Consider the following 24099-nt stretch of genomic DNA (forward strand, 5'->3'; position numbering starts at 1 on the left):
GTCAGCCCGCCACGGCCTGCGGGGCGACGGTTCCGCCGTCGACCCGCAGGCCGTAGCTGTGCAGCGTGTCCCGCAGGACTTCGTCCGTTGTGCGCGCGGAGACGACACCGAGGTCCAGGACGACGGTGGCGGCCACCTCCGCGGACGCCCGACGGGCGCCCTCGTCGAGCGGCGCGAACAGCCCGCAGCCGCGGACGGCCCCCGTCGACCGGGTGTAGACGACGACGCCGCGTCCTGCCCTGGTGATGTCCGCGACGGCGTTGTCGAGGTCGGCGCCACAGGAGCAGCCCAACCCACCGAAGACGTCGCCGAGCAGGCACTCGGTGTGCGCGTGGACCGGGAGGTCCGGCCCGTCGAGGTGACCGGCGACGAGGGCCACGTGCTCGGCCCCATCGAGCAGCGTGCGGTACCCGATCGCCCGGAGCCCGCCCCGGCTGGTGGGAAGCGAGGTCACAGCGACCCGCTCGACCTGCGGCTCGGTCCGTCGACGGTGGGCGATCAGCTCGGCGATGGAGACGATCTCCAGCCCGTGCTCGGCCGCGAACCGGACCAGCTCGCCGCCGCGCGCCATCTCCCCCGGGCGCTCACGAGAGACAATCTCGCAGAGCGCCCCCGCGGGCCGCAGTCCCGCCAGCCGCGCGAGGTCGACGGCGGCCTCGGTGTGCCCGGGCCGCCGGAGCACCCCGCCGTCGCGGGCCCGCAAGGGGACGACGTGGCCGGGCCGGACGAAGTCCTGTGCGGTCACGTCCGCCGAACCGAGCGCGGCGACCGTGCGGGCACGCGCCGCCGCCGAGATGCCCGTCCCCGTGCCCACAAGGTCCACCGTGACGCGGTACGCCGTGCCGAACCGATCGCCGTCCCGGTGGTGCATGGGCGGGAGCGCCAGCCGCTCGCACTCCTCCTCCGGCAGCGCGACGCAGACGTATCCGGAGGTGTGCCGGACCGTGAAGGCCATCAGCTCAGGGGTCGCGCATTCGGCCGCGAAGATCAGGTCGCCCTCGTCCTCACGGTCCTCGTCGTCCACCACGACGACCGCGCGACCCGCCGCGATCGCCGCGACGGCCCTGCTGACCCGGTCGGAGACGGTGCTCACCACGATGTGCGTCCTTCCGCGAGGGGTGATTCAGACTGCGGCGAGCCGCCGGAAGCGGCTGCCGTGGAACACGAGCGGCGCGGTGTCCGGTTCGGCCCGGAGCCCGTGGATCTCGAGCAGCGCGATGGCGTGGTCGCCCGCCGGGAGCTCCGCGTGGAGGGAGCAATCCAGCCAGACGCTCGACCCGTGGACGAAAACCCCACCGTCCGGCGCAGCGACCCAGTCCACGCCCGCGAACCGGTCGCCGGTCTTGCGGGACAGGCTCAGGCACACGGCGTCGTGCCCCTCCGCCAGGACGCTCACCCCGAGCCGCGTGCGGCCACGCAGCTTCGGCCAGGTCGTCGAGGTGTCCTGTACGCACACCGACACGAGCGGCGGCGTCACCGACACCGAGGTGAACGAGCTCGCGGCCATCCCCACCGGGACACCGTCGATCAGCGCGCACACCGCGGTCACTCCGGACGGGAAGCATCCGAAGGCCTGCCGCAGCTGCGCACCGTCAGCCGGCACCGGCTCGATCCCGATCATCCTGCGTTGCACCCTCCGTCGATCACCAACGTCTGTCCTGTCATGTAGTCCGAGGCCGCCGTGCTGAGCAGGAGCAGCGCCCCTGCCAGCTCGGCTGGCTCGGCGATCCGTCCCATCGGCACCTGGGCGGTGAGCCGCGCGAGGAAGTCGGGGTCGGAGTAGACGCCGCCCGAGAGCCCCGTCCGGACGAACCCCGGGCAGAGAGCGTTGACCTGGATCCCCGAGCTCGCGTACTGCAGCCCGAGCTCGCGGGTCAGGTTCACCACTGCCCCCTTGGCGGCGGAGTAGGCCGGGATCGGCGAGATCCGCGCGCCTGTCAGGCCGAACATGGACGAGACGTTGACGATCTTCCCGGCCCGCCGCTCCGCCATGATCCGCAGCGCGGCGCGGCTGCAGAGGAAGACCCCGCCGAGGTCGACGTCCAGGACCCGCTGCCAGTCCGCGGTCCGCACCCGGTGCAGGGGCACCGACCGCGGGTCGCCGATGCCGGCGTTGTTCACCAGGACGTCGAACCCGCCGAGCTCCCGGTCCACCCGGCCGAACGCCTCGTCGACGGCGGCCTCCTCGGTCACGTCGAGCTCGAGGTCCAGGGCGGTCGCGCCGCGGTCGCGCAGCGCGTCGGCGGTCTGCTTCGCGGCCGTGCCGTCGAGGTCCGTACAGGCCACGCGGGCGCCGGCGGCCGCCAGCGCGTGAGCGAACTCCCGGCCGAGCCCGCCGCCGGCACCGGTCACCACCGCGACCCGTCCGGTCAGGTCGAACAGCGCGGGCAACGCCGTCCTTCCCGGCCGGTAGAAGGTCTCCGGCACGTCCTCCGGCCGCCAGTACTCCTTCGCCATCTCAGCTCCTCGGCAGGCCGAGCACGCGCTCGCCGATGTAGTTCAGGATGCTCTCGTTGTTCAGCGGGGCGATCTGCAGGATGCGGATCATCGGCCACAGCGTCACGACGTCGGTCTCGTAGACGAACGCCGACCCGCCGTGGGTTTGGATCGCGGCCTCGACCGCGGCGAGGGCGGCCCGGCTGGCCAGCAGCTTCGCCATGTTCGCCTTCGCCCCGGCGTCCCGCCCCGAGTCGTACTCCGCGGCCGCGGAGTACATGACCTGCCGGGCCGCCTCCATCTCCGCCTTGGCCAGCGCCAACGGGTGCTGGACGCCCTGGTGCGCGCCGATCGGGGTTCCGAACGGCGCCCGGACCTTGGCGTACTCGACCGCCTTGGCCAGGGCGTACTCGCCGAGCCCGAGCGCCCAGGCGGCGATCGTCACTCGCTCCTGGTTGAGGCACGCGAGGAGATGGTCGAAGCCCAGGCCCTCCTCGCCGATCAACGCCTCCGCCGGGACCTCGACGTCGTCGAGGAAGACCTCGAACTGGTACTCCGGTGCGTGCCACTCGATGTCCAGGCGTCGCAATTCGATCCCCGGGGAGCCGAGATCGACGGCGAACAGCCCGAATCCCGAGCGGCGGCCGACCGGCTCGCCGTAAGGTGCGGTGCGGGCGAGCAGCAGGATGTGGTCGGACTCGTCCGCTGCGGAAATGAACACCTTCTGACCGGTGATGCGGTAGCCGCCGCCCTCGACGGGGCGGGCGATCGTCCGCGCGGCGAATGAGTTCGTCCCCGCCTCGGGCTCGGTGACGCCGAGGCAGAACCGCCGCTGACCGCTGATGGTGGACACCACGTGGTCCTTGATCTGACGCTCCGAGCCGTGTCGGAGGATCGCCTCGCGGGAGAACGTGGTGAGCGAGTACTGCAGCGGCGGCACACCCGCCCGGGCGAGTGCCTCCATCACCGCGGTGCACCCGGTCAGCCCGCCGCCTGCGCCGCCGAGCTCCTCGGGTACGCCGATGGCCAGCAGGTCGGCCGCGACGATCGCCTCCCACAGCTCGGGAGCGTGCTCGCGGTCCCGGGACCGCTGCAGGTAGAGCGTGCGCGGGCAGGCGGCCAGCACACCGTCGACCGCGTCGAAGACCGACGCGACGAGCTCACGGTGGTCCGGATGGATGGTGGGGACGAGATCGACCGTCATCGAGGACTCCTACCGTCCGACGAACTTCGGTGTGCGCTTCTCCATGAAGGCGCGCGGGCCTTCCCGCGCGTCCTCGGAGGCGACCACGCGGGCGTTGAGCGCGTACTCGAGCGCGAACCGCGGCTCGTTCGCCAGGGCACGCACGGCGATCTCCTTCGCCGCGCGCACCGCCAGCGGAGCGTTGTGGGCGATCCCGGCCGCGATCGCGTGGGCGCGCGGCAGGACGTCGGCCCGCGGGAGGACCTCGTTGATCAGCCCGGCCTCGCGGGCCCGCTCCGCCCCGACGTGGTCGCCACCGAGCAGCAGCTGCATGGCGAACGCCCAGGGCACCTGCTGCGGCAGCCGCACATGGGAGCCGCCGCCGGGCACCAGGCCCCAGCGCACCTCCGGCAGCCCGAACACCGCGCCGTCCGCGGCGACCCTGATGTCGGTCCCCAGCAGGAGCTCCAAACCGCCCGCGACGCACAGCCCGTTGACCGCCGCCACGACCGGCTTGTCCACGTCGGACAGGAACCGCTTGGTCGGGTCCGGGGTCAGGATCTCCAGCTCGCCCGTGGTCAGCCGGGGAATCAGCTCGCCGAGGTCACCGCCCGCACAGAACGCCTTGTCCCCCGCCCCGGTCACGACCACGACGCGCACGTCGTCGTCGGCCTGGGCTGCGGCGCTGGCCTCGGCGAAGCGCCGGACCATATGGACGGTCAGGGCGTTGTGCGCCTCGGGCCGGTCCAGGGTCAAGGTGGCTATCCCGTCGACGATGTCGTACCCGACGTCACCCGCGGTCACAGCAGGCCGAGCTTCTCGTCGCCCGCGGGGATCGGCGCCATCACGGTGACGCCGAGCGGCTCGGCCAGCAGGTCTTCGAAGCGGGCCGAGAGCGCAGTGAACGCCGCTCCGGCGCCGTGCGCGGCGAGCGCCTCGGTCGAGGCCCACTTCTCGATGACAACGAAGCCATCCGGCCCGCGGACCGACCGGTGCAGCGCGTACAGCTCGCAGCCCTCGTCCTGGGCATGGGTGGCGGCGACCGCGGCCAGGAAGGCCGCTTCGGTCTCCGCCTCGCGGCCGGGCTTCGGCACGACGGTGGCGACGACGACGACGGATTCGGCCACGAGGACTCCTTCGGCTCGCGAGTGAGCGGCGGTGCCGCACTCCGGGAGGGACGCTAAGTGGCACCGCGGACCGGCCGGTGTTGCATTCCGCTCCAGCCCGGTCCGGCCGTCCCGTTCTGCGACATCTGTACCGTCCGTCCGCTCCCTACCCTTCGCGTCACCCGATCCGGCGACGGCGCCGGACATTGTCTGGAGGGGCGTGACGACAGTGGTCGATGAGCACGGTGGGGGCGCGGAAGGCCGAAAGGCACCGCCCGAGAGGGTGCTGCGCCGGGTGGCGGGCGCGGCGCTCTCCGCGAGCACGCTCGAGTGGTACGACTTCTACATCTACGGGACAGCCGCGGCGCTGGTCTTCAACACCGTCTTCTTCCCCTCCGTGTCACCGGTGCTCGGCACCCTCGCCGCCTTCGCCACGTTCGGGGTCGGGTTCCTCTTCCGGCCGGTCGGCGGCATCGTCTTCGGCCACTTCGGCGACCGGATGGGCCGGAAGAAGCTGCTGGTCGTCGCGATGGTGATGATGGGCGTCGCCACGACGCTGATCGGGTTGTTGCCCACCTACGGGACGATCGGGGCCGCGGCTCCGATCCTGCTGGTGCTGCTGCGGTGTGTGCAGGGCCTGGCCATCGGCGGCCAGTACGGCGGGGCCATGCTGCTGGTCACCGAGAACGCCCCGGCCCACAAGCGTGGCTTCTACGGAAGCTTCGCCCAGATGGGCCCCTCGCTGGCGGTCATCCTCTCCAACGTCGTCTTCCTCGTCCTCATCGCGGTGCTGCCCGCGGAGGCCTTCGCCGCGTGGGGCTGGCGGGTTCCGTTCCTGCTCAGCGTCATCGTGATCGGGCTCGGCCTCTACGTCCAGCTCAAGCTCGAGGACACCCCGGACTTCCGCGCGCTGCAGGACAGTGCACCGACCGCCGGCGCGGCCGCGCCCACCCGGAAGCGCTCGCCGCTCATCGAGGCCCTGCGGACCCACCCCCTGCAGATCCTTCAATCCGGCGGGATGATCCTCGTGATCCAGGTGTACTACTACATCCTGATCGTGTTCATGGTGTCCTACGTCGGCACCCTCGGCGTCGCCCGCTCGACGATCCTGACCATCATTCTCATCTCCAGTGCGGCCACCGTGCTGACGATCCCGCTATTTGCGGCCCTGTCGGACCGGATCGGCCGCAAGAAGGTCCTGGTGCCCGCCGCGATCGCAACCCTGTTGTCGGCCTTCCCGTTCTTCTGGCTCATGCAGACCGCCACTGTGCCAGGCATGCTGGTCGGGGCCCTAATCGCCGGTGTCGTTCTCGGCGGCCTGTACGGGCCGATGGCCGCCTTCTTCACGGAGATGTTCAGCACCGGTGTCCGCTACTCGGGAGCCTCGGTCGGCTACCAGCTGGGCGCGGTCATCGGGGGTGGCTTCGCTCCGCTCATCGCCGCGTCGTTGCTGGCCTGGTCCGGCACCATCAACGCGGTCGCGGGATTTGTGGCGCTCGCCGCCGTGCTGACGCTGGTCTCGATCGTCACCACCAAGGAGAGCTACCGGCCGGTCCCGGCGGCAAAGCCGAACCCCGCCCGCGAGAGCGCCTGACGGTCGTCGGGCCGGGTCCTCACCCGGTCCGACGACGTCGTCCCGTCACACACGTACGGCCGGGAGAACCTCGTCGGCCAGGACTCTCACGACCCGGGCCCGGTCGGCCGCCGGGCAGGCGGGGGCGAGGATGATCCGGTCCGCGCCGGTGGCCTCGTACCTCCGAAGGGTCGCGACCACCTCCTCGGGGGTCCCCAAGGCGAGGAAACGGTCGGCAATCCGCGCGAAGTGGTGCCGGTAGGTGCGGCTGACCGTCGCGATTCCCGTCTCCTTCGCCCACGTCCCGTTGGAATCGGCGCACGTCCAGACAAGGAGACCGCCGGTCATGTCGGCGGGCTCCGTCCGTGCTCGGCGGCGCCGCCCGGACCCGAGCGAGCGATCCGCCCAACCGGTCGGCGTCGACCGCCGCCCGCGCGTCGCGAGCGGCGGCGGCCGGGTCGCTGCTGGTGAGGCCGATCAGCTTGAACGGTTCTCTTTTCGTCCGGATACAAGCGCGCTCGCGGGATCACCGTGCGGGTACCTACTCCTCGATCGAGGCGACGTCGTACCGCACCCCGATCACGCTGGAGGAGGTCCTCGCTCAGCCCATGATCGTCGCGCCGCTGGGCCTGTTCGAGGTGCCCTCGCGCGGCGACGGCGCGGTCTGCCTGGTGCCCCCTGGGGAGGTGGCCCGCGCGACGGTGCGTCCCTACGTCCGGCTCCCCGGGGGGGCTTCTTCCACGAGGGCGCCCACCAGATCAGCGAGATGCCGGGCGACAAGACCCGGCTCGTCGCCGCCGAGGTCGCGGGGGCTGGTGCGCTGGGGTTCGCGGGGATCACCGCGGGCGACGTCGACCTGGCCGAGGTGTACGGCGCCCCGTGGCACGATCGTCGAGGTGCTGGTCAGCGAGGCCCTGGGCCTGGTGGAGCGGGGTGCGGATGCGTCGGCCGCCGCCGAGGGGCGCACGGTCGATCCCCGTCTGCACCTCTGGCGGGCTGCAGTCGCGCGGGCCCCCCGCGTACCGAACGGTCTCTACACGTTCGTCGAGGTGCTGGAGCGGCTGCGCGGACAGGCGGGCGAGCGGCAGGTGCCCGGGGCCGAGCTGGCCCTGACCAGCGCCGAGCTCGGCAACTGCAACGCCGCGCTCGTCCACGTGCTGGAAGGTGTCGCCCGATGATCCCCGTCCTGAGCGAGACCGGCGGCTGCCCCTACTCGCCCGGCGCAGCGCGTTCACCGCGTCCTTCTGGGACGGGCTGCGCGCGGGGGTCCTGCGGAGCACCCGCGCGGTGTGCCTGCAGTTCTCCTTCCCGACCAAGCCCTTCTGCCCGCACTGCTGGTACCGGATGGTCGACTGGGCCGAATTCACCGGGCGCGTGACGCTGTACTCCTGGACCCGCGTCCACGCCGCGCCGTCGGCCTTCGCCGCCGACGTGCCCTACATCGTGGGCGTCGTCGACCTCGTCGACGGCGTCCGCATCGCCACCCGGATCCTCGCCGACGCGCCGGCCGCGGACCGCCCGGTCGAGCTCATCGCGCTCGCCTACGGCAACCTCACGCTGGTCGCGGCGCGTCCCGTCGGCTGAGGGCGCTCAGGACGGCGGAGTGGTCCGCCCGTCCTCGTACCCCGCCAGCCACCGCTCGTGCAGGCGGGGCAGGTGCACCTCCATCTCGTGCACCGCGCCGTCGGCGTCCCGCGCGAGAACCCGCTGCATCAGCCCGCGCCCGCGCCTCCGAGGCTGCGCTCCGACGACGGGCTGACCGCCGCGACCACCTCGCGCAACAGGTCCAGCACCGACCTCATCATGATGATCAGGATCGGGTTGCAGTAGGCGTAGACCAGCAGGCCATGGAACTCCAGCGGAGCCTGGGCGCGCTCCTCACAGCGCCCCTCGTCGGAGAGGCGGACGGACTCCGCGACGTTCGCGTCCGCCGGTCGCGGTCCTCCTCCGTCATCCGCTGGCACGCGACCCGGACGGCGATCGACTCGACCCACAGCCGCGCCTCGGAGAGGTCGGCGAGCGAGAATTCGGTCAGGTGCATGGTGTCGGCGAGCCGCAGCGCGATCGCGGCCGAATCCGGACTGGTAACGAACGCGCCGCCGGCAGCGCCCTTCTTGATCGTCACCAGGCCGGAGATTTCCAGCATCCGCACCGCTTCGCGCATGGTGTTGCGGCTGACTCGAACTGCTCGGCGAGGGCCGCTCGGACGGCAGCCGGTCACCGCTGCCAGCTCGCCGCTCTGGATCATCGCGCGGATCTGCCCGATGATCTCGTCGAACGTGCGGCGTGGAGGAGCGGGCCGCAACTGCACCCAACTCATCCCGTCGTCCGTCCCGTTCCCCGCAGCCTGCCGCACCGAGCCTACAGCGGGCGCGGCCGCCCGCTCAGAACGCCGCGGTGGACAGGTCCAGGCCCAGCGCCCGCACTTTCCGGTACAGCGTCGAGCGGGCGATGCCCAGCGACTCCGCGGCGCGATGCTTGTTGCCGCCCGCGTCCTTGAGCGCACGCATGATCGCCTGGGCCTCGGCCTGCTCCAGCATGGCGAGCGGGCGCCGGGACGCCCGCGCCACGACGTCCGCTGGCAGATCGCGCGCACCGATGTAGCCGGCGCGACAGCGCGAGACCATGGCCCTGACCAGCGATTCCAGGGTCGCGACGTTGCCGGGCCAGTCCAGCCGGGTCAACGCCTGCACCGCGTCCGGCATCCAGCGCACAGCGGGCCCGTCGCCGACCGCGCGCGCGGTGAGGGCAGCGAGCAGAGCGGGCAGGTCCTCGATCCGGTCGCGCAGCGGCGGGACCTCCAGGACCTCGTCGAAGGTGTCCAGCAGGGGGTTGCGGGGCCCGGGCCCGATCGGCCCGGTCTCCGACGTCGCGATGACCCGACGCCTGGTCGTCCGGCGATCGAGGGCCGCGTCGACTGCCTGGGCTGCTCCCGGCTCCAGCAGGTCGACGTGGCGGAGGACGAGGTTCTCGTCCGGCCCGTCGAGCTCGGTCTCGACGTCGCGCAGCCAGGCCTCCAGCCCGACCACCCCGATCTGGGCGGCGTCGATGATCCGGACGGGCCCGGGCCGGGACAGCGCGGCCGCCACGGCCGCCCGGCCGCTGCCCTGCTCGCCGACCACGAGCAGCCGGTCGACGGGGGCGGTCCGCGCCGCCTGGGCGCAGAGCGCGGTCCACCGCGGGCTCCGCCCGACGAGGCCGGGCAGCGCCGGGACCTCGCGGTGGCCGGGGCGGACCTGCTGGCGCACCACGTCCTGCTTGATCGACAGGACGGCGCCGACGATGTCCGGCCCGTCGTTGACCGGCCGGGTCTCGATCGACACGCGCGTGCCGTCGGTGAGCACCATCGGCTGCGGGGCCGTGGCCTTCTCCCCCATCGCCTTGGACGCGTGCTCCCAGAGCATGGCCTGGTCGATCCCGCTGATCAGGCGGGCCGCCGCGGCGTTGGTGATGATCGTGTTCTGGTCGAGGGTGACCAGCGGGTGGCGGGCGTCCCGGTTGTGGGCGAGGTAGGAGTCCAGCAGCAGGCGCTCCCGGCGGGACGACGCGTTCCGCAGCGCCTCCTGGATGTCCGCCGCCAGCTCCATCACCCATGACAGCACGAAGGGGCTCGTGTCGGCGAGCTTGCAGGTCAGGTCGATGCTCCCGACGATCCGCCGCGTCACCGGGTGAACGATGGGGGAACCGGCGCAGGTCAGGGAGTGGAAGACCTCCGAGAAGTGCTCCGGCCCCCGCACGATCACGGGCTTGCCGCTGAGCAGCGAGATCGCGCTCGTGGTGCCCACGTGCGACTCCGCGACCGAGAACCGCGGGGCCACGTCGAGCGAGTCCAGGCGGCCCGCGAACGCGGTGTCCGGCACCCAGCGGCGCAGCAGCCGGCCGTCCTGGTCGGTGAGGGACAGCGCGCACATTGCCGCGTCGAGCGCCGCACGGCGCTTCTCCACCAGCGGCGCGGCGATCCGGGTGAGGTACGAGTCGAGCTCGACCTCGGGGTAGTAGCTGGGCGCCACGGTGTCCGGCTCGAGGCCCTGCAGCTTGCTGCGCTTCCAGGACTCGTAGACCACCGACCGCACGGGGCCGACCTTCTCCGGCATCCGGCCGGGGGCCTCGCCGAGGACGTCTCGCGCGCCGTGGACGGCGCGGACCCACTCATCCACGGGGGGCCTCCGCGTGGTCGGCCTCTGGGGACACGACCCGTTCGCGAACGACTGGGACGACGGCGTTGTCCACGTTCACTCCCGACGACTCACTGCCGAACCCCACGACGGGCCGCGGCATCGCGTTGACGAGATGATGGCGGACTACTGACAAGCTGTCAATAAGGGGCGTTCGCGCCGGTCTATCGCGGGGCCAGGGCGAGCAGGGTGCGGGTCAGGAGCGTGTGGACCTGGTCCTTCGTCAGCGACCCGGTGTTGAGCCATTCGGCGACGGCGGTCGAAACCATGCCTTGGAAGCTGCGGATCATGGCGCGCATCGAGGTCTCGTCCGGCAGTTCGAGGACCGCGATCAGGCGGTCCTCCCAGGCCCGCCGTCCGTCTCGGAAGACGGCCTCCACCTCGGGGTCGGCCCCGGGTGCCACCGTCCCGATCATCGACATGATGGTCTGCGGGTTCTCCTCCAGGACGTCGAGCCACCGGGCGAACAGGCGGTCCAGCTCGGCGGGCCCGGTCGACCGGCCCGCGCCCTCGGCGGGCAGGGCGGGGAGCTGTCCGAACTCCCGCAGCACCTCCAGGTAGAGCTCCCTCTTGGTGCCGAAGTAGTAGTGCAGGTTCGTTCGCGTGGTGCCGGCGGCGGTCGCGAGCTCGGTCGTGGACACGCTGGAGTACGGGCGCGCGGCGAAGAGCCGGCGGGCACCCTCGAGGATCTGGTCCCGCCGGTCGTCGGCGTCCAGCCGGATCCGCTTGCCCCCACGGGCCGTAGTCGCGCTGCTGCTCGGGCTCACCACACCGAGCACGATAATCGGGAAGACCCCTCGCGCGGGTGGCTGTCGCGTTACGCGACAACCGGATCGGGGGGTCCCCTCCTACCGTCGTGGTCATGCTGCTCGACCTGGACGACGACCGCCGCGCCTTCCGCGACTCCGTACGGTCGTGGGTGGACAAGAACTTCCCGCCCGAACGTGCGCTGGAGCTGGAGAAGCGCGAGTACCAGTACCCCTACGAGCTGTGGGAGGGCATGGCCGAGGCGGGCTTCCACGCGATGGGCATCCCCGAGGAGTACGGCGGGCAGGGCGGCAACGCCGTCGACACCGCCGTGCTGGCCCGCGAGCTCGCCCGCAGCCTCGGCGGCCTGTCCTGGGTCTGGGGGATCCCCTCCTTCGCGGGCGCCAAGGCACTGGTGCACGGCGGCAGCGAGGAGCAGAAGCGGGAGTACCTGCCCAAGCTCGCCGAGGGTGAAATCCGCTTCTCCATCGCCGTGACCGAGCCCAGCGGCGGCACGGACGTTCTGGGCGCCATGAGCACTCGCGCGAAGAAGGTCGACGGCGGGTGGCGGGTCTCCGGCCAGAAGATGTGGTCGACCGGAGCCAAGGAGGCCACGTACCTGCTGCTGCTGGCCCGCAGCGCAGACGCCGAGGCACCCGGCAAGCGCCCGCGGACCACCCTGCTGCTGGTCCCGACCGACTCCCCCGGCATCGACATGCGCTACATCCCGAAGCTGGGGATGCGGGCGATGGGCTCGTGCGAGATCTTCCTCGACGACGTGTTCGTCCCGGACTCGCAGCTCATCGGCGAGGAGCACAACGGGTTCAAGGTCCTGCTCGCCTCACTCAACAACGAGCGGATCATGGCGGGTGCCCTGGCGCTGGGAATGCTCGACGGCATCCTCGAAGAGTCGGTGGAGTACGCGAAGAACCGCACGACGTTCGGCAAGGTCATCGGCGGCCACCAGATCATCCAGCACTACATCGCCGACACGAGGCTGGGCCAGAAGCAGGGTGAGCTCATGGTGTTCGACGCCGCCTGGCGCGAGGCGGCGGGCATGCACTGCCACCAGGAGGCGAACATGGTGAAGGTGGTCCTCTCCGAGCTCGCCGTGTCCGCCGCGGACCGCGGCATCCAGATCCTCGGTGGCATGGGCATCTCCAGCGAGACCCACGCCCAGCGCTTCTGGCGCGACCTGCGGCAGTTCCGCATCGCCCCCATCAGCAACGAGATGGCCCGGCAGAACCTCGCCGAGTCCTTCGGCCTCCCGCGCTCTTACTGAGCCGACTCAGCCCACCCGACCGGAGGCCTCGACGATGAACGTCCTCACCTCGATCGAACGCGTGGCACGTCGTCGCGCCGACCAGGTCGCGCTGCGCTGCGGCGACGTGACCCGGACCTACGGCGACCTGCTCGACACCGCCGCACGATTCGCGGGCTTCCTGCAGGCCCAGGGCCTGGCGCCCGGCGAACGCGTCGGGCTCTTCCTGCACAACGAGCCCGAGTGGCTCCCCGCCCTGCTCGGCATCTGGAAGGCGGGCGGGGTCGCCGTCCCCTTCAACTACATGTTCGCCCCGGCCGCGCTGCGCCACGCCGCGGTCGACTCGGGCGCGCGCTGGGTGCTCGCCCTGGGCACCGACGTCGCCCGGCTGCGCGAGTCGCTGGCCGGCACCGAGCTGGCCGACCACGTGATCGCGCTGACCCCCACCGAGGGGGCGGAGCACAGCTTCACCGAGGCGATCACCGCCGACCCGGCGCAGCGGACCGTCCCGCGACTCGACGGGGACGACGCGCTGCTGATGTACACCAGCGGCTCGACGGGCACCCCCAAGGGCGTCCGGCAGACCCACCGGAACACGGCCGCGGAGTGCGAGGGCGTGCTCGACGCCTGGGACATCGGACCGGAGGACCACGCGCTGGTCTGCACCCCGCTCTTCCACGTCGGCGGCCTCCAGCTCATCTCGCTGCCGCTGCTGCTGGCCGGGGGCACGGTCACGCTGCGCCGGTGGAAGGCCGTGGAGTACCTCGACGACGTCATCACCCTGCGTCCGACGGTCCTCGCGATCGTGCCGGCCATGATGATCGACATCGTCAACCTGCTCGGTGACGAGGGCCGGGACCTCGACTCCGTCCGGGTCTGCATGGTCGGCGGCTCGGCGATGCCCGAGGCCCGCCTCAAGCAGTTCACCGCGCTGACGGGCGTCGTGCCGGTGAACATCTACGGCCAGACCGAGCAGAGCGGTCTCGCCATCACCGAGCCGATCCACGAGGAGCGCCGCTACGGCTCGCTGGGCAAGCCCCTCGAGCAGATCGTGCGCTGGCAGATCGTGCCGGCGGGGTCCACCACGCCCCTCCCCTTCGGAGCCGACGAGGTGGGCGAGCTCTGGGTCCGCGGCGACGCCGTGACGCCGGGCTACTGGCAGCTGCCCGAGGTCAACGCGCAGAAGTTCCACGACGGCTGGTTCCGCACCACCGACCTCGTCCGCGAGGCCCCGGACGGCTACCTGTACTACGTCGAGCGCGCGGACGACATGATCATCAGCGGTGGGGAGAACATCTACCCGCAAATGGTCGAGGGGCACCTCCAGGCCTGCCCGCTCATCGCCGAGGTGACCGTCATCGGCACACCGCACGAGCGCTTCTCCGAGCAGGTCACGGCCATCGTCGTGCCGTCACAGCCCGGCGTCACCGCGGCGGACATCGCCGCGTACTGCGAGTCGGTGCCGGACCTGCGCGGCCTCCAGCGGCCCCGCCGAATCGAGATCGTCGGGGCCATCCCGCGCACCGGGACCAACAAGGTCGACAAGCCCGCGCTGAAGGCGCGCTTCGCGGTCTGAAGGTCACTCACACACGCGAGAGGGGCCCCGCCGACCGGCGGGGCCCCTCTCGTCGTTCCTCGCGAACCGGCTGCTCAGACTGGGAACGCGACCGTCGCGGTGCCGGCGATGGCCCGAACGCCGTCGCCACTGTCGGCCCACACCTCGCAATCGACCAGGTGCTCGCCGTCCACCTCACGGACGGCGGTCACGGTCCCGCCGAGGTCCACCGCGTCCCCGGCGAAGACATTGGCCGAGAACCGGCAGTCGACCACCCGTACGGCCGCGCGCGAGCCCGCCCACGCCGCCAGCATGTTCATCACGAAGGCCATCGTGACGCCCCCCTGATTGACCTCGCGGTCGCCCAGCCCGGCGGCCCGCACGGCGGCGAGGTCGAAGTGGATGGGGTTCGGGTCCTGCAGAACGAGGGCCATGATGCGGATCTTGTCCGCCTCGACGGAGTCGACCCGCAGCGACGGCACGGCATCCCCGACAGCGGGCAGGGTGGTTGTCGTCATCAGGCACCTCGCTTGAAGATGAAACCTTGGTTCACGACACCGACGAGCTCGCCGGCGTCCCGGATCTCGACCCGCACGGTGACGAAGTCCAGGAAGCCGCCGCCACGGGACTCCTTGCGCGCCACGGGACCGACGGTCGCGCTGGTCCGGAAGGTGTGGCCGACGCGCGGCGGGCTGTGCTGCTCGATCCCGCAGGTGCCGAACAGGAGGGTGTCCTGCTCGCGCTGACCGGCGAGTGCGCACAGCTCGTCCACCGTGATGCCCATGCCGCGCAACGCCAGCACGATCAGCCAGAAGGGGTGCGCGTGGTCGGAGTCCTCGGCCGGTGCCAGCAGGGCGTGGTCGGCAAGGGCGCTCTGGTATCCCTCGATGGTGAGCTCGTCCCCAGGCAGGGTCTTGCCGTCCAGGGCCTTGCGCAGGTCGTCCAGGCCGATCAGTTCAGTGCCGAGGTCGGTCGCCATCCTCGTCCTCTCGTGTCGTTCGCGGCCGGGCGGCCGAGCAGGCGTCCCGGCCGGACCGGGTCGTCGGGGTCCACGTCCGCCCACGACGTGATCCGTCGCTCGGCGACGGTCGCGACCGCCTGGATCCTCAGGGCCTCTCCGGAGCGCAGGTGGTCGCGGCGCTCGCTGAAGACGACGCCGTCCCGCGCCTCGACGGTGACCACCTCGGCGGTGGTGCCGGTCCCGGCGTACAGCATGCCCAGCAGGCGAGCAATCGGTTCGGCGCCGATCGTCGGGCGCTGGATGCCGGTGCCGCGGTACTCAGCGTCCTCTGCCAGGTACTCGGCCAGGTCGGACCGCTCGCCCTCGCCGAGGGCGGCGAGGAAGGCCCGCACCGTGTCGCCGGCCGACCGGTCCGCCGGTGTCATCATTGCCGCAGCGGGAGATCGACGGCTTCCTCGAACTCCCGCAGGTCGAAGTAGTCCCGCCAGGCCGTGATCTTCCCGTCGACCACCCGGGTCACTCCGGTGACGGGCAGGGCGAACGACTTGCCGGTCGGCAGGGCCGTCAGGTAGTCGACCCGCTCGGTGAACACGAACCCGTCGCGCGACGCGAGGTAGAGGGTCTCGATGCTGTCCATCGACATCACGGAGAACAGCGCGCCCAGCGTCGCGAGCACGGCCTCCGCCCCGTGGGCGGGCGGGAGCGGCATGTTCTGGTACATCGCGTCGGGGGCGAAGTACGGCGCGAGCTTCTCGGGGTCGCCACTGGAGAGGTCGGCGAAGAACGCGAGCACGAGTCGCTCGTCGTCGTTGACCGCCGCGGCGGCCTCGGTCTTCTCGTTCGCCCACGGGTGGGCGTCGCGGTAGCTGCTCATCGGGCTCTCCTTCGGTGCAGGGCCGGTCGATCAGAAGATGGTGTAGCCGCCGTCGACGACGACCTCGTTGCCGGTGTGGAAGGTCAGCGACGGGTCGGCGAGGAAGGCGGCCACCTCGTGGAACTCCTCCGGGTCCGCCCAGCGACGGGCCGGGGTGCGCCCGATCGTCGCCCTCATGAACCGCTCGTCCTCCTGGAGGTCGGTGTTCATCCCGGTGCGCGTCCAGCCGGGGATGAGGATGTTGCAGCGCACCTGATATCGCGCCAGCTCGACCGCGAGCGTGCGACCGAGTCCCAGCAGCCCGGTCTTGCTGGCCGCATAGGACGCCATCCCGGCTCCGCCGTAGCGGCTGATCGTCGAGGACAGCACCACGATGGATCCGCCCGTGCCCTGCGCCACGAAGCGGCGAGCCGCCTCGCGGGTGCACAGGAAGCCCCCGTCGAGGTTGGTCCGGAGCACCCGGTGCCAGCTGCTGAGGCTCATCTCGGTGATCGGTGCAGCGTCGGCGATCCCGGCGTTGGCCACGAAGCAGCCGAGCGGGCCGAGGGCGTCGACGGTCTGGGTCATGGCCGCGGACACCGCGTCCTCGTCCGCGACGTCGCAGCTCACCGCGATGGCCTTGACCCCGTGCGTCGAGATCTCCTCGACGGCGTCGGCGCTGCGTTCGGCGTTGCGGGCCCAGACGGCGATGTTCGCGCCGGCCTTGGCCATGCCGACCGCCATCGCGCGGCCGATCCCGTTGTTGCCGCCGGTCACGACGGCGGTGAGCCCGGTCAGATCGGTCATGCCGGCACCCCGGGAAGGTCGACCAGCTCAGCCAGGGCCGCGCGGTGCCGCTCGGGCGTGCCGAGGGCGATCGCGCTGCTCTTCGCGCGCTTGAGGTAGAGGTGGGCGGGGTGCTCCCAGGTGAAGCCGATCCCGCCGTGCAGCTGGATGCACTCCTCGGCGGCCTGCTGGGCCACGACGGAACAGTGGGCCTGGGCCAGCGCCGCGGCGACCGGCAGGTCCGCCGAGCCGGTGGCGGCGCACTCCGCGGCGTAGCGGGCGACGGCGCGGGCCTGGGTGATCAGCACCCACAGGTCGGCCAGCCGGTGCTTGAGCGCCTGGTAGGAGCCGAGGATCCGGCCGAACTGCCGCCGGATCGCGAGGTACTCGACGGTCGTCTCGAGGCAGCGCTCGGCCAGCCCCAGCTGCTCGGACGCCAGCAGGACGGCGCCGATCCGCAGGGCGTCGGTCACGGCGCCCTCCGCGTCGGAGGCGACGAGTCGGCCTCGCACGCTGTCGAGGGTGAGGTCCACCAGCTGCCGCGTCATGTCGAGCGAGACGATCGGGGTGCGGGTCAGCCCGTCGGCCTCGGCGCCGACGGCGTAGAGGTCGTTCCCGACCGGGACCAGCAGGACGTCGGCGGCGACCGCGTCCGCGACCCCGCGCACCGTGCCGTGCAGGAGCTCGCCGCGCAGCTCCACGGCCGGGGTCGGGGCGCCGGGCGCGGTGCCGAACGGGACCGCGAGGGCGGCCACGAGTCCACCCTCTGCGAGCTGCGGAAGGATCTCCTGCTCCCCCACCGCGACCAACAGCGCCGCGGCGAGCCCTGCCGAGCCGAGGAACGGCACCGGCGCGACGGCACGCCCGAGCTCCTCGGCGACGACGGCGGCCTCCCGCCAGCTCGCTCCGGCACCGCCCTGCTCCTCGGACACGGCCAGCGCCGCACACCCGATCTCGGCCAGCCGCGCCCACAGCTCGCGGTCCACGGTCTCGTCGGTCTCGGTGCGGGCAAGGACGGCGTCCCAGGCGCCTTGCTTCTCCAGCAGCGACCGGACACTGGCCCGCAGGTCGTTCTCGATCTCCGAGTAGAGCAGGTCACCCGTCACCGGGGTCGCGGTCATCGGGGCAGGTCCTTCCACGGTGTGTCCTTGTCCGCCCGGGCCTCGGCCGGAAGGCCGAGCACCCGCTCGGCGATGATGTTGCGCATGATCTCGGAAGTCCCGCCCTCGATTGAGTTGCCCTTGGCGCGCAGGAACCGCCAGTTGGCGGGGCTCTCGGAGTGGGTCACCAGCACCGGGCGGCGCGCCGAGTAGTCGGTGTAGCGCAGGGCCTCGTCGCCGAGCAGGTCGAGCTCGAAGCTCGAGATCTGCTGGTTCAGCCGGGCGTGGGTGAGCTTGGCGCCCGACCCCTCCGGCCCCGGCATCCCCGCCGCCTGCTGCTGCCCGAGGCGCTCGGCGGTCAACCGGCCCGCCTCGGCCTCGACCCAGAACCGCAGCACCTGGTCGTGCTGCCCCGGGGTGCGCAGCTCGGGGCGCTCCCGCCACACCTTGACGAGCTCGCCGATGGCGCCGCTCTCCCGCGGGATCGTGCCGCCGCCGATCGCGACGCGCTCGTTCATCAGGGTGTTCTGGGTGACCGCCCAGCCCTGTCCGGCCTCGCCGAGCCGCTGGGCGTCCGGCACCCGGACGTCGTCGAGGTAGACCTCGTTGAACTCGCTCTCGCCGGTGATCTGGCGCAGCGGCCGGACGTCGACGCCGGGCGAGTCCATCGCGCACACGAAGAAGGTCAGGCCACGGTGCTTCGGCTGCGCGGGGTCGGTGCGGGTGACGAGGATGGCCCAGGTCGCGTCGTGGGCCAGCGACGTCCACACCTTCTGCCCGTTCACCACCCACTCGTCGCCGTCCGGCTTGGCGCTGGTGGCGACGTTCGCGAGGTCCGACCCGGCGCCGGGCTCACTGAAGAGCTGGCACCAGATCTCCTCGCCGGTCCACAACGGACGCAGCCAGCGGCGCTGCTGCTCGGCGGTGCCGAACCGCAGGATGGTCGGCGCGGCCATGCCGAGCCCGATGATGTTCGTGTGCGGACGGTTGTCCGGGGCACCGGCCGCGGCGAAGGCGGCGTCCACGCCCCGCTGCAGGCCCGGGTCCGCCCCGAGCCCGCCGAGGCCCTCGGGGTAGTGCACCCAGGCCAGGCCTGCGTCGAAGCGGGCGCGGAGGAACTTCAGGCGGTCGGTGCTCGCCGGGTCGTGGTCGGCCAGGAACGCCTGAACCCTGGCGCCGAGCCCTTCCGCGGTGAGCGGGCCGCCGGTCGCGGTACTGGTCACGATCACCCTTCTGCTGGTGCGCACGGGCCCATGAGCAGACCCGTCCTGGACTACGTGGCCCGACCCTAGGAACAGGAGGCGGTCAGGGGTTGTCGCAAACCGCGACAACCGGGCAGGGCCGGGCAGTGGAGCGGATTGCGACACCCGCGTACGCGAGATCTGACTAGCGTCGCGCCCGCACTCGCCGGGGCCGCTGGCCCCGACGCCCCTTGAGATCGGAGCACGGACTATGGGTCGTCTCGACGGCAAGGTCGCCTTCGTCACCGGCGCCGCCCGCGGTCAGGGCCGGAGCCACGCGATCGAGCTCGCCCGCGAGGGCGCCGACATCATCGCGGTCGATGTGGCGCACGATCTGCCCGAGCTGGGGCTCGGCTACCCGCTCGGTTCGGCGGAGGAGCTCGCCGAGACGGCGGCGCTGGTGGAGAAGCTGGACCGCCGAGTCGTGACCGCCGAGGTCGACGTCCGGGACGGCGCCGCCCTCAAGGCCGCCCTCGATTCCGGGGTCGCCGAGTTCGGCAGGCTCGACATCGTCGCGGCCAACGCGGGCATCGCCGCCAACGCGGTCCCGGCCCATGAGATCACCGAGGACGCCTGGGAGCAGATGCTCGGGATCAACCTGACCGGCGTCTGGAAGACGTCGAAGGTCGCCGTGCCGCACCTGATCGAGGGCGGCCGGGGAGGGTCGATCATCCTGACGAGCTCAATGGCCGGACTGCGCGGCTACCAGGGCATCGCGGCCTACACGTCGGCCAAGCACGGCGTAGTCGGGCTGATGCGGGTCCTCGCGGCCGAACTCGCGCCTCATTCCATCCGGGTCAACAGCGTCCACCCCACGCAGGTGAACACGCCGATGGTCCAGAACGACGCGACCTACAAGATCTTCCGCCCCGACCTCGAGCACCCCACCGCCGAGGACTTCAAGGCCGTCTCGACCGCGATGCACGCCCTGCCCGAGCCGTGGGCCGAGCCGATCGACATCAGCAAGGCCCTGGTCTTCCTGGCCTCCGACGACGCCCGGCTGATCACCGGCGTCCCGCTCCCGATCGACGCAGGGCTGCTGGTCAAGTAGCGGGTCGGGCTCCGGACCGGTCCGGTCCGGAGCCCGCCTGTCTCGCGGCCGCGGCGAACTCCGAGCGGCGACGTCCGCTCCCCTCGCTCCCCCTGCCCGCGGCCGTTCCGTCGCGCGACACCCCGACCGTGCCCCGGTGGCTACCGTCGGCGGCTCGACGGAGTCCGGCCGCGTGGGCGGCCGCGAGCAAGGGGGTTCGAACGATGGTCGAGCGTTTCCGCGACCGCAGCGCACTGGTGACCGGGGCGTCGGGCGACATCGGGTCGGCGGTCGCCCGCGGTCTCGTCGCCGAGGGCGCCCGGGTGACCCTGGTGGACCGGGACGCGGCCGCCGTCACGGCGCTGGCCGCCGAGCTGGGCGAGGCCGCCCACGCGGAGCCCGCGGACGTGACCGTGGAGGCGGACGTCGAGCGCGCGGTCGCCGCGGCAGCCCGGTTCGGCGAGGGCCTGCACCTGGTGTTCAACAACGCCGGCATCGAGGGGCCCATCGGCCCGCTGCACGAGCTCGACCTCGCCGCACTGATTCACGTCCTGCAGGTCAACGTGGTCGGCGCCGCCGCGGTGCTCAAGCACGCCCTCCCCCTGCTCGGGCCGGGCGGCGTGGTCGTCCAGTCCGGGTCGACGGCCGGCCTGTCCGGCGCCCCGTCCGTGGGCCCCTACGTGGCCTCCAAGCACGCGCTGGTCGGGCTGACCAGGGTCGCGTCCCGCGAGGTCGCCGCCCGCGGCGTACGGGTCGTCGCGATCTGCCCCGGCCCGGTGGCCGGGCGGATGATGAGCAGCATCGACGGCGGACGCACCGGCCCGCGCACCGTCCCCACCGCCCTCGACGGCGGCCGCTACGCCACCGTCGACGAGATCGCGGGGGCGGTGTTGTTCCTGCTCGGGCCGGAGGCCGGGTTCGTGGCCGGCTCCACCTTCGTCGTGGACGGCGGACGCCTCGCCTGAGCGGCGCCGGCGGCGGTCCGCTGTCCCGTCACCCGGTCGGGCGGAGCGCCCGACTGTAGCGCAATGCGACAACGTCTCCGTTCGGCGCACTGTCAGCCTTGGCGAGACGCAGGACACACAGCGTCGGCGGAGGAGCCGCACGAGAGCCTCGGACACGTCCGAACCGTGCTCGCGGCTCGTCCCCACCACCCCTCCGACTCCAGCAGAGCGGGTCGACCCCATGTGCCGAGGAGGCCACGTGAAGGTCCACATGACCAACCTGATCCAGAACTACAACAACGCCGACAGCGACTACGACATCTACAAGGACCAGATCGCGCTGTCGCTGCGGGCGGACCAGGACGGTTACGAGAGCATCGGGTGCGTCGAGCACCACTTCGACCCGGGCTACTCGATGTGTCCCGACAACACCCAGTTCCTGTCCTACCTCGCCGGTCGGACCACCAACGCCAAGATGCACACGACTGCGGTCATCCTGCCGTGGAACGACCCGCTGCGCGTGGTCGAGAAGATCGCCCTGCTGGACAACCTGTCCGACGGCCGCGCCCTGTTCGGCATGGGCCGCGGGCTCGCCCGCCGCGAGTTCGAGGGCTTCGGGCTCGACATGGGGACCTCCCGCGAGCGGTTCGACGAGGCCGCGGAGATGATCATCCGCGGGCTCGAGGCCGGGTACGTCGAGAACGACGGCAAGTTCTACAAGCAGTCCCGGGTCCCGATCCACCCCGCGCCGCTGCGGACCTTCAAGGGTCGGACCACCTGCGTGGCGATGAGCCCCGACTCGGCGGTGGCCGCGGGCAAGCTCGGCGTCCAGATGATGGCGTTCATCCAGGGACCGATGGACACCATGCACATGCCGATGATCACGCAGTACCGCGAGGCGTTCCAGGAGACCCACGGCGAGGAGGCCCCGCCGCCCCTGATGATCGACCTGACCTACTGCCACCAGGACAGCGACGAGGCCCGCCGGGTCGCCGCCGAGCACATCGCGAACTACTACATGTGCTGCGTGGAGCACTACGAGTTCGGCGGTCGGCACTTCGAGAGCACCAGCGGGTACGCCTCCTACGCAGCGGCGAAGGCGGCCATCGACGAGTACGGGCTGGACACCGTCGTCGACATCTATGTCAACGCGCAGATCTGGGGCACCCCCGACGAGCAGCTCGCGAAGCACGAGGAGCGCCGGGCGATCGTGGGCGACTACGAGCCCATCATGGTGTTCCAGTTCGGCGGGCTGAAGGGCGAGAAGGCCGCCGCGAGCTACGAGCTGTTCACCAGCGAGGTCATGCCGACCCTCCAGAAGATGTGACCGGATCAATGACGATTCCATCGATTCCCGAGGAGTGTGTGTGATGGCGAGTCCCGAGGTGCAGCGCGCACGCGACCTGCTCACGCACCTGGTGTCCGAGCCCGAGGCCACCATGGACGACTACCGGCGCCTCTACGACGAGGTGCTGGCCAACTTCAAGCTCCCGGCCGACGCCGAGGTCGAGCACGTCGATGCCGGAGGGGTGCCCGCAATCTGGGTGAGCGCCCCGGGGACCTCCCCCGAGCAGGTCGTCGTGGTGGTCCACGGCGGCGGTTGGTGCATGGGGAACGCGAAGGGCTACAGCGAGTTCGGCTACCGCGTCTCGAAGGCCGCGGACGCCCGCGCGCTGGTCGTGGACTACCGGCTGGCCCCCGAGAACCCCTTCCCCGCGCCGCTCGACGACGTCGTGGCCGCGTACCGCTTCGCCCGCGCGCAGGACGGCGCCAAGCGGGTCGCCCTCCTCGGCGACTCCGCGGGCGGCGGCCTGGTGATCTCGGCGCTGGTGAAGCTGCGCGAGGACGGCGAGGTGCCGCCCACTGCGGCGGTCACGCTGTCGCCGCTGGTGGACCTGGCGGGCGAGGGCGAGTCGCTGCAGACCCGTGCCCACCTCGACCCGCTGCCCGCCGCGGCACTGGTCGGGGCGATGGGCGGGGCCTACCTGGGCGGCGCCGAGCCCAAGTCGACGCCGCTGGCCTCGCCGCTCTACGCCGACCTGTCCGGCCTGCCGCCGCTGCGAGTCCTGGTCGGCACCGACGAGGGCCTGCACGACGACTCGATCCGCCTGGTCGAGAAGGTGAAGGCCGCGGGCGGGGAGGTCGAACTGGAGATCGGTGAGGACCTGGTGCACATCTGGCCGATCTTCTCCTTCCTCCCGGAGGCCCAGGCGTCGACCGAGCGGTTCGGCGAGTTCCTCCGCAAGCGATTCGCGGAGGCGTAGGACCGGACGTCCGCCCCCCAGGTCTGCGCGTACCGGCCACCGGCCGGTCGTGCAGCCTGGGGGGCCTTTGGTGTGGGCGAGAGGAGACGGACATGGACGAGGTCGCAGAGGGTCGCGACCTGGCGGGGCGGGTGGCGGTGGTCACCGGGGCCGCGTCGGGGATCGGGGCCGCGTGCGCCCGGCTGCTCACCCGGCGGGGGGCATCGGTCTGCGTGGCCGACATCGACCCGGCGGCCGCGGAGCGGGTGGCGACGGAGCTGGACGGGGCGCTCGCGGTGCCGGTCGACGTGACCGACCCGGCCTCGGTGGCCGCGATGGTCGACACCGCCGAGCGGCACTTCGGACACGTCGACCTGGCGGTGAACAACGCGGGCGTCGGGGTGCCGGACAAGCGGCGCATCGCCGACATGGACCGGGCGCAGTGGCGCCGCGTCCTGGACATCAACCTCGACGGCGTGTTCCACAGCCTGCAGGCCGAGATCCCGGCGCTGCAGCGCGCCGGGGGCGGGGCCGTCGTGAACATCGCCTCGGTGATGGGCGCGGTCGGGACGGGCCGGTCCGCGGCCTACGTCGCGTCGAAGCACGCGGTCGTGGGGCTCACGAAGGTCGCCGCGCTCGACTACGCCCCGGACGGCATCCGGGTCAACGCGGTCGGCCCCGGTTTCGTCGACACCCCGCTGCTCAGCCACCAGAGCCCCGAGGTGCGGGCCCGCACCCGGGCACTCCACCCCGTGGGCCGGTTGGGCACCGCGGACGAGATCGCCGCCGTGGTCGCCTTCCTCCTCTCCCCCGCCGCCTCCTTCGTCACCGGCGCCCACTACCTCGCCGACGGCGGCTACACCGTCGGGTGAGCGGGCCGCCGGGGGACCGCGAGGTCGCCCCGG

General features: G+C 72.0%; 28 protein-coding genes. 10 read left to right on the forward strand and 18 right to left on the reverse strand.

From position 1 onward, the window contains the following. Position 1: 1 nt before the first annotated feature. From ribB to AB0B41_RS00635, 6 genes are read right to left on the reverse strand one after another with little or no spacing between them, the layout of a single operon-like run. Positions 2-1093, reverse strand: coding sequence for a 3,4-dihydroxy-2-butanone-4-phosphate synthase (ribB, locus tag AB0B41_RS00610; RefSeq protein ID WP_358197352.1), 1092 nt, complete (start codon positions 1091-1093; stop codon positions 2-4). Positions 1094-1123: 30 nt separating this feature from the next. Then, the gene (locus AB0B41_RS00615) at positions 1124-1621 is read right to left on the reverse strand and encodes a flavin reductase family protein (protein WP_358197353.1); all 498 of its coding nucleotides are present in this window, start codon (positions 1619-1621) and stop codon (positions 1124-1126) included. After that, positions 1618-2457, reverse strand: coding sequence for an SDR family oxidoreductase (locus AB0B41_RS00620; RefSeq protein WP_358197354.1), 840 nt, complete (start codon positions 2455-2457; stop codon positions 1618-1620). The genes AB0B41_RS00615 and AB0B41_RS00620 overlap by 4 nt, the downstream gene beginning before the upstream one ends. A 1-nt stretch (position 2458) precedes the next feature. Then, positions 2459-3640 carry an acyl-CoA dehydrogenase family protein gene (locus tag AB0B41_RS00625; protein ID WP_233303362.1) on the reverse strand — a complete coding sequence of 394 codons (1182 nt, stop codon included), beginning with the start codon at positions 3638-3640 and terminating at the stop codon, positions 2459-2461. Between the two features lie 9 nt (positions 3641-3649). Beyond that, positions 3650-4423 carry an enoyl-CoA hydratase-related protein gene (locus tag AB0B41_RS00630; protein WP_358197356.1) on the reverse strand — a complete coding sequence of 258 codons (774 nt, stop codon included), beginning with the start codon at positions 4421-4423 and terminating at the stop codon, positions 3650-3652. Further along, positions 4420-4746: an antibiotic biosynthesis monooxygenase gene (locus AB0B41_RS00635; RefSeq protein ID WP_233303360.1), complete on the reverse strand. Its 327-nt coding sequence runs from the start codon at positions 4744-4746 to the stop codon at positions 4420-4422. The genes AB0B41_RS00630 and AB0B41_RS00635 overlap by 4 nt, the downstream gene beginning before the upstream one ends. Positions 4747-5008: 262 nt before the next feature. Between AB0B41_RS00635 and AB0B41_RS00640 the strand changes: the two genes are divergently transcribed. After that, positions 5009-6319 carry an MFS transporter gene (locus AB0B41_RS00640; RefSeq protein WP_358197358.1) on the forward strand — a complete coding sequence of 437 codons (1311 nt, stop codon included), beginning with the start codon at positions 5009-5011 and terminating at the stop codon, positions 6317-6319. A gap of 45 nt (positions 6320-6364) precedes the next feature. On the opposite strand, the gene AB0B41_RS00645 is transcribed toward AB0B41_RS00640, so the two are convergent. Next, positions 6365-6646, reverse strand: a complete 282-nt coding sequence (locus tag AB0B41_RS00645) for a hypothetical protein (RefSeq protein WP_358197359.1) — start codon at positions 6644-6646, stop codon at positions 6365-6367. 548 nt (positions 6647-7194) lie between these two features. Here AB0B41_RS00645 and AB0B41_RS00650 point away from each other — a divergent pair. Beyond that, the gene (locus AB0B41_RS00650) at positions 7195-7476 is read left to right on the forward strand and encodes a hypothetical protein (protein WP_358197360.1); all 282 of its coding nucleotides are present in this window, start codon (positions 7195-7197) and stop codon (positions 7474-7476) included. Beyond that, positions 7463-7882, forward strand: coding sequence for an OB-fold domain-containing protein (locus AB0B41_RS00655; RefSeq protein WP_358197361.1), 420 nt, complete (start codon positions 7463-7465; stop codon positions 7880-7882). Before AB0B41_RS00650 ends, AB0B41_RS00655 begins: the two co-directional genes overlap by 14 nt. 6 nt (positions 7883-7888) lie before the next feature. Here the strand turns inward: AB0B41_RS00655 and AB0B41_RS00660 are convergent, their stop codons facing one another. The 4 genes from AB0B41_RS00660 to AB0B41_RS00675 form a co-directional block, all read right to left on the reverse strand. Next, positions 7889-8011, reverse strand: coding sequence for a hypothetical protein (locus AB0B41_RS00660; RefSeq protein ID WP_358197362.1), 123 nt, complete (start codon positions 8009-8011; stop codon positions 7889-7891). 97 nt (positions 8012-8108) lie between these two features. Next, positions 8109-8618, reverse strand: a complete 510-nt coding sequence (locus AB0B41_RS00665; RefSeq protein ID WP_358197363.1) for a hypothetical protein — start codon at positions 8616-8618, stop codon at positions 8109-8111. Between the two features lie 64 nt (positions 8619-8682). Then, complete coding sequence (locus tag AB0B41_RS00670; RefSeq protein WP_358197365.1) at positions 8683-10455, reverse strand: helix-turn-helix domain-containing protein; 1773 nt, start codon at positions 10453-10455, stop codon at positions 8683-8685. Between the two features lie 182 nt (positions 10456-10637). After that, positions 10638-11243: a TetR/AcrR family transcriptional regulator gene (locus tag AB0B41_RS00675; RefSeq protein ID WP_358197366.1), complete on the reverse strand. Its 606-nt coding sequence runs from the start codon at positions 11241-11243 to the stop codon at positions 10638-10640. A gap of 92 nt (positions 11244-11335) precedes the next feature. Here AB0B41_RS00675 and AB0B41_RS00680 point away from each other — a divergent pair, with 92 nt between their 5' ends. Both AB0B41_RS00680 and AB0B41_RS00685 read left to right on the forward strand, forming a co-directional pair. Continuing rightward, on the forward strand, positions 11336-12502 hold the full coding sequence (locus AB0B41_RS00680; RefSeq protein ID WP_233303353.1) for an acyl-CoA dehydrogenase family protein: 1167 nt from the start codon (positions 11336-11338) through the stop codon (positions 12500-12502). Between the two features lie 34 nt (positions 12503-12536). Continuing rightward, positions 12537-14057: a class I adenylate-forming enzyme family protein gene (locus AB0B41_RS00685; RefSeq protein ID WP_358197368.1), complete on the forward strand. Its 1521-nt coding sequence runs from the start codon at positions 12537-12539 to the stop codon at positions 14055-14057. A 74-nt stretch (positions 14058-14131) separates the two neighbouring features. On the opposite strand, the gene AB0B41_RS00690 is transcribed toward AB0B41_RS00685, so the two are convergent. Genes AB0B41_RS00690 through AB0B41_RS00720 form a run of 7 tightly spaced genes read right to left on the reverse strand, consistent with a single transcriptional unit; the run spans position 14132 to position 18959 of the window. Next, positions 14132-14554, reverse strand: coding sequence for a MaoC/PaaZ C-terminal domain-containing protein (locus tag AB0B41_RS00690; protein ID WP_358197369.1), 423 nt, complete (start codon positions 14552-14554; stop codon positions 14132-14134). Continuing rightward, positions 14554-15015: a hypothetical protein gene (locus AB0B41_RS00695; RefSeq protein ID WP_358197370.1), complete on the reverse strand. Its 462-nt coding sequence runs from the start codon at positions 15013-15015 to the stop codon at positions 14554-14556. Before AB0B41_RS00695 ends, AB0B41_RS00690 begins: the two co-directional genes overlap by 1 nt. After that, positions 14988-15425 carry a limonene-1,2-epoxide hydrolase family protein gene (locus tag AB0B41_RS00700; protein WP_358197371.1) on the reverse strand — a complete coding sequence of 146 codons (438 nt, stop codon included), beginning with the start codon at positions 15423-15425 and terminating at the stop codon, positions 14988-14990. Before AB0B41_RS00700 ends, AB0B41_RS00695 begins: the two co-directional genes overlap by 28 nt. Further along, positions 15422-15871 (reverse strand): limonene-1,2-epoxide hydrolase family protein, encoded by a 450-nt coding sequence (locus AB0B41_RS00705; protein ID WP_358197372.1) that lies wholly within the window; start codon positions 15869-15871, stop codon positions 15422-15424. The genes AB0B41_RS00700 and AB0B41_RS00705 overlap by 4 nt, the downstream gene beginning before the upstream one ends. A 30-nt stretch (positions 15872-15901) precedes the next feature. Next, a complete protein-coding gene (locus AB0B41_RS00710; protein WP_358197373.1) occupies positions 15902-16657 on the reverse strand; it encodes an SDR family oxidoreductase in 756 nt (251 codons plus the stop codon). Next, positions 16654-17757: an acyl-CoA dehydrogenase family protein gene (locus tag AB0B41_RS00715; protein ID WP_358197375.1), complete on the reverse strand. Its 1104-nt coding sequence runs from the start codon at positions 17755-17757 to the stop codon at positions 16654-16656. Before AB0B41_RS00715 ends, AB0B41_RS00710 begins: the two co-directional genes overlap by 4 nt. Continuing rightward, positions 17754-18959 (reverse strand): acyl-CoA dehydrogenase family protein, encoded by a 1206-nt coding sequence (locus AB0B41_RS00720; protein WP_358197376.1) that lies wholly within the window; start codon positions 18957-18959, stop codon positions 17754-17756. Before AB0B41_RS00720 ends, AB0B41_RS00715 begins: the two co-directional genes overlap by 4 nt. A gap of 229 nt (positions 18960-19188) precedes the next feature. Between AB0B41_RS00720 and AB0B41_RS00725 the strand changes: the two genes are divergently transcribed. From AB0B41_RS00725 to AB0B41_RS00745, 5 genes are all read left to right on the forward strand, one after another. Beyond that, entirely contained in the window at positions 19189-20028 is an 840-nt protein-coding gene (locus tag AB0B41_RS00725) for a mycofactocin-coupled SDR family oxidoreductase (protein ID WP_358197377.1), read from the forward strand. A gap of 203 nt (positions 20029-20231) precedes the next feature. Continuing rightward, the gene (locus AB0B41_RS00730) at positions 20232-20972 is read left to right on the forward strand and encodes an SDR family oxidoreductase (RefSeq protein WP_358197379.1); all 741 of its coding nucleotides are present in this window, start codon (positions 20232-20234) and stop codon (positions 20970-20972) included. A gap of 238 nt (positions 20973-21210) precedes the next feature. After that, positions 21211-22278: an LLM class flavin-dependent oxidoreductase gene (locus tag AB0B41_RS00735; RefSeq protein ID WP_233303342.1), complete on the forward strand. Its 1068-nt coding sequence runs from the start codon at positions 21211-21213 to the stop codon at positions 22276-22278. 43 nt (positions 22279-22321) lie between these two features. After that, positions 22322-23215, forward strand: coding sequence for an alpha/beta hydrolase (locus AB0B41_RS00740; protein WP_358197380.1), 894 nt, complete (start codon positions 22322-22324; stop codon positions 23213-23215). Between the two features lie 92 nt (positions 23216-23307). Next, positions 23308-24066, forward strand: coding sequence for an SDR family oxidoreductase (locus AB0B41_RS00745; RefSeq protein WP_358197382.1), 759 nt, complete (start codon positions 23308-23310; stop codon positions 24064-24066). The last annotated feature ends 33 nt before the right edge of the window (positions 24067-24099 follow it).

Origin of the sequence: Pseudonocardia sp. NPDC049154 (genome assembly GCF_040648315.1) — a bacterium.
Taxonomy (GTDB): domain Bacteria; phylum Actinomycetota; class Actinomycetes; order Mycobacteriales; family Pseudonocardiaceae; genus Pseudonocardia.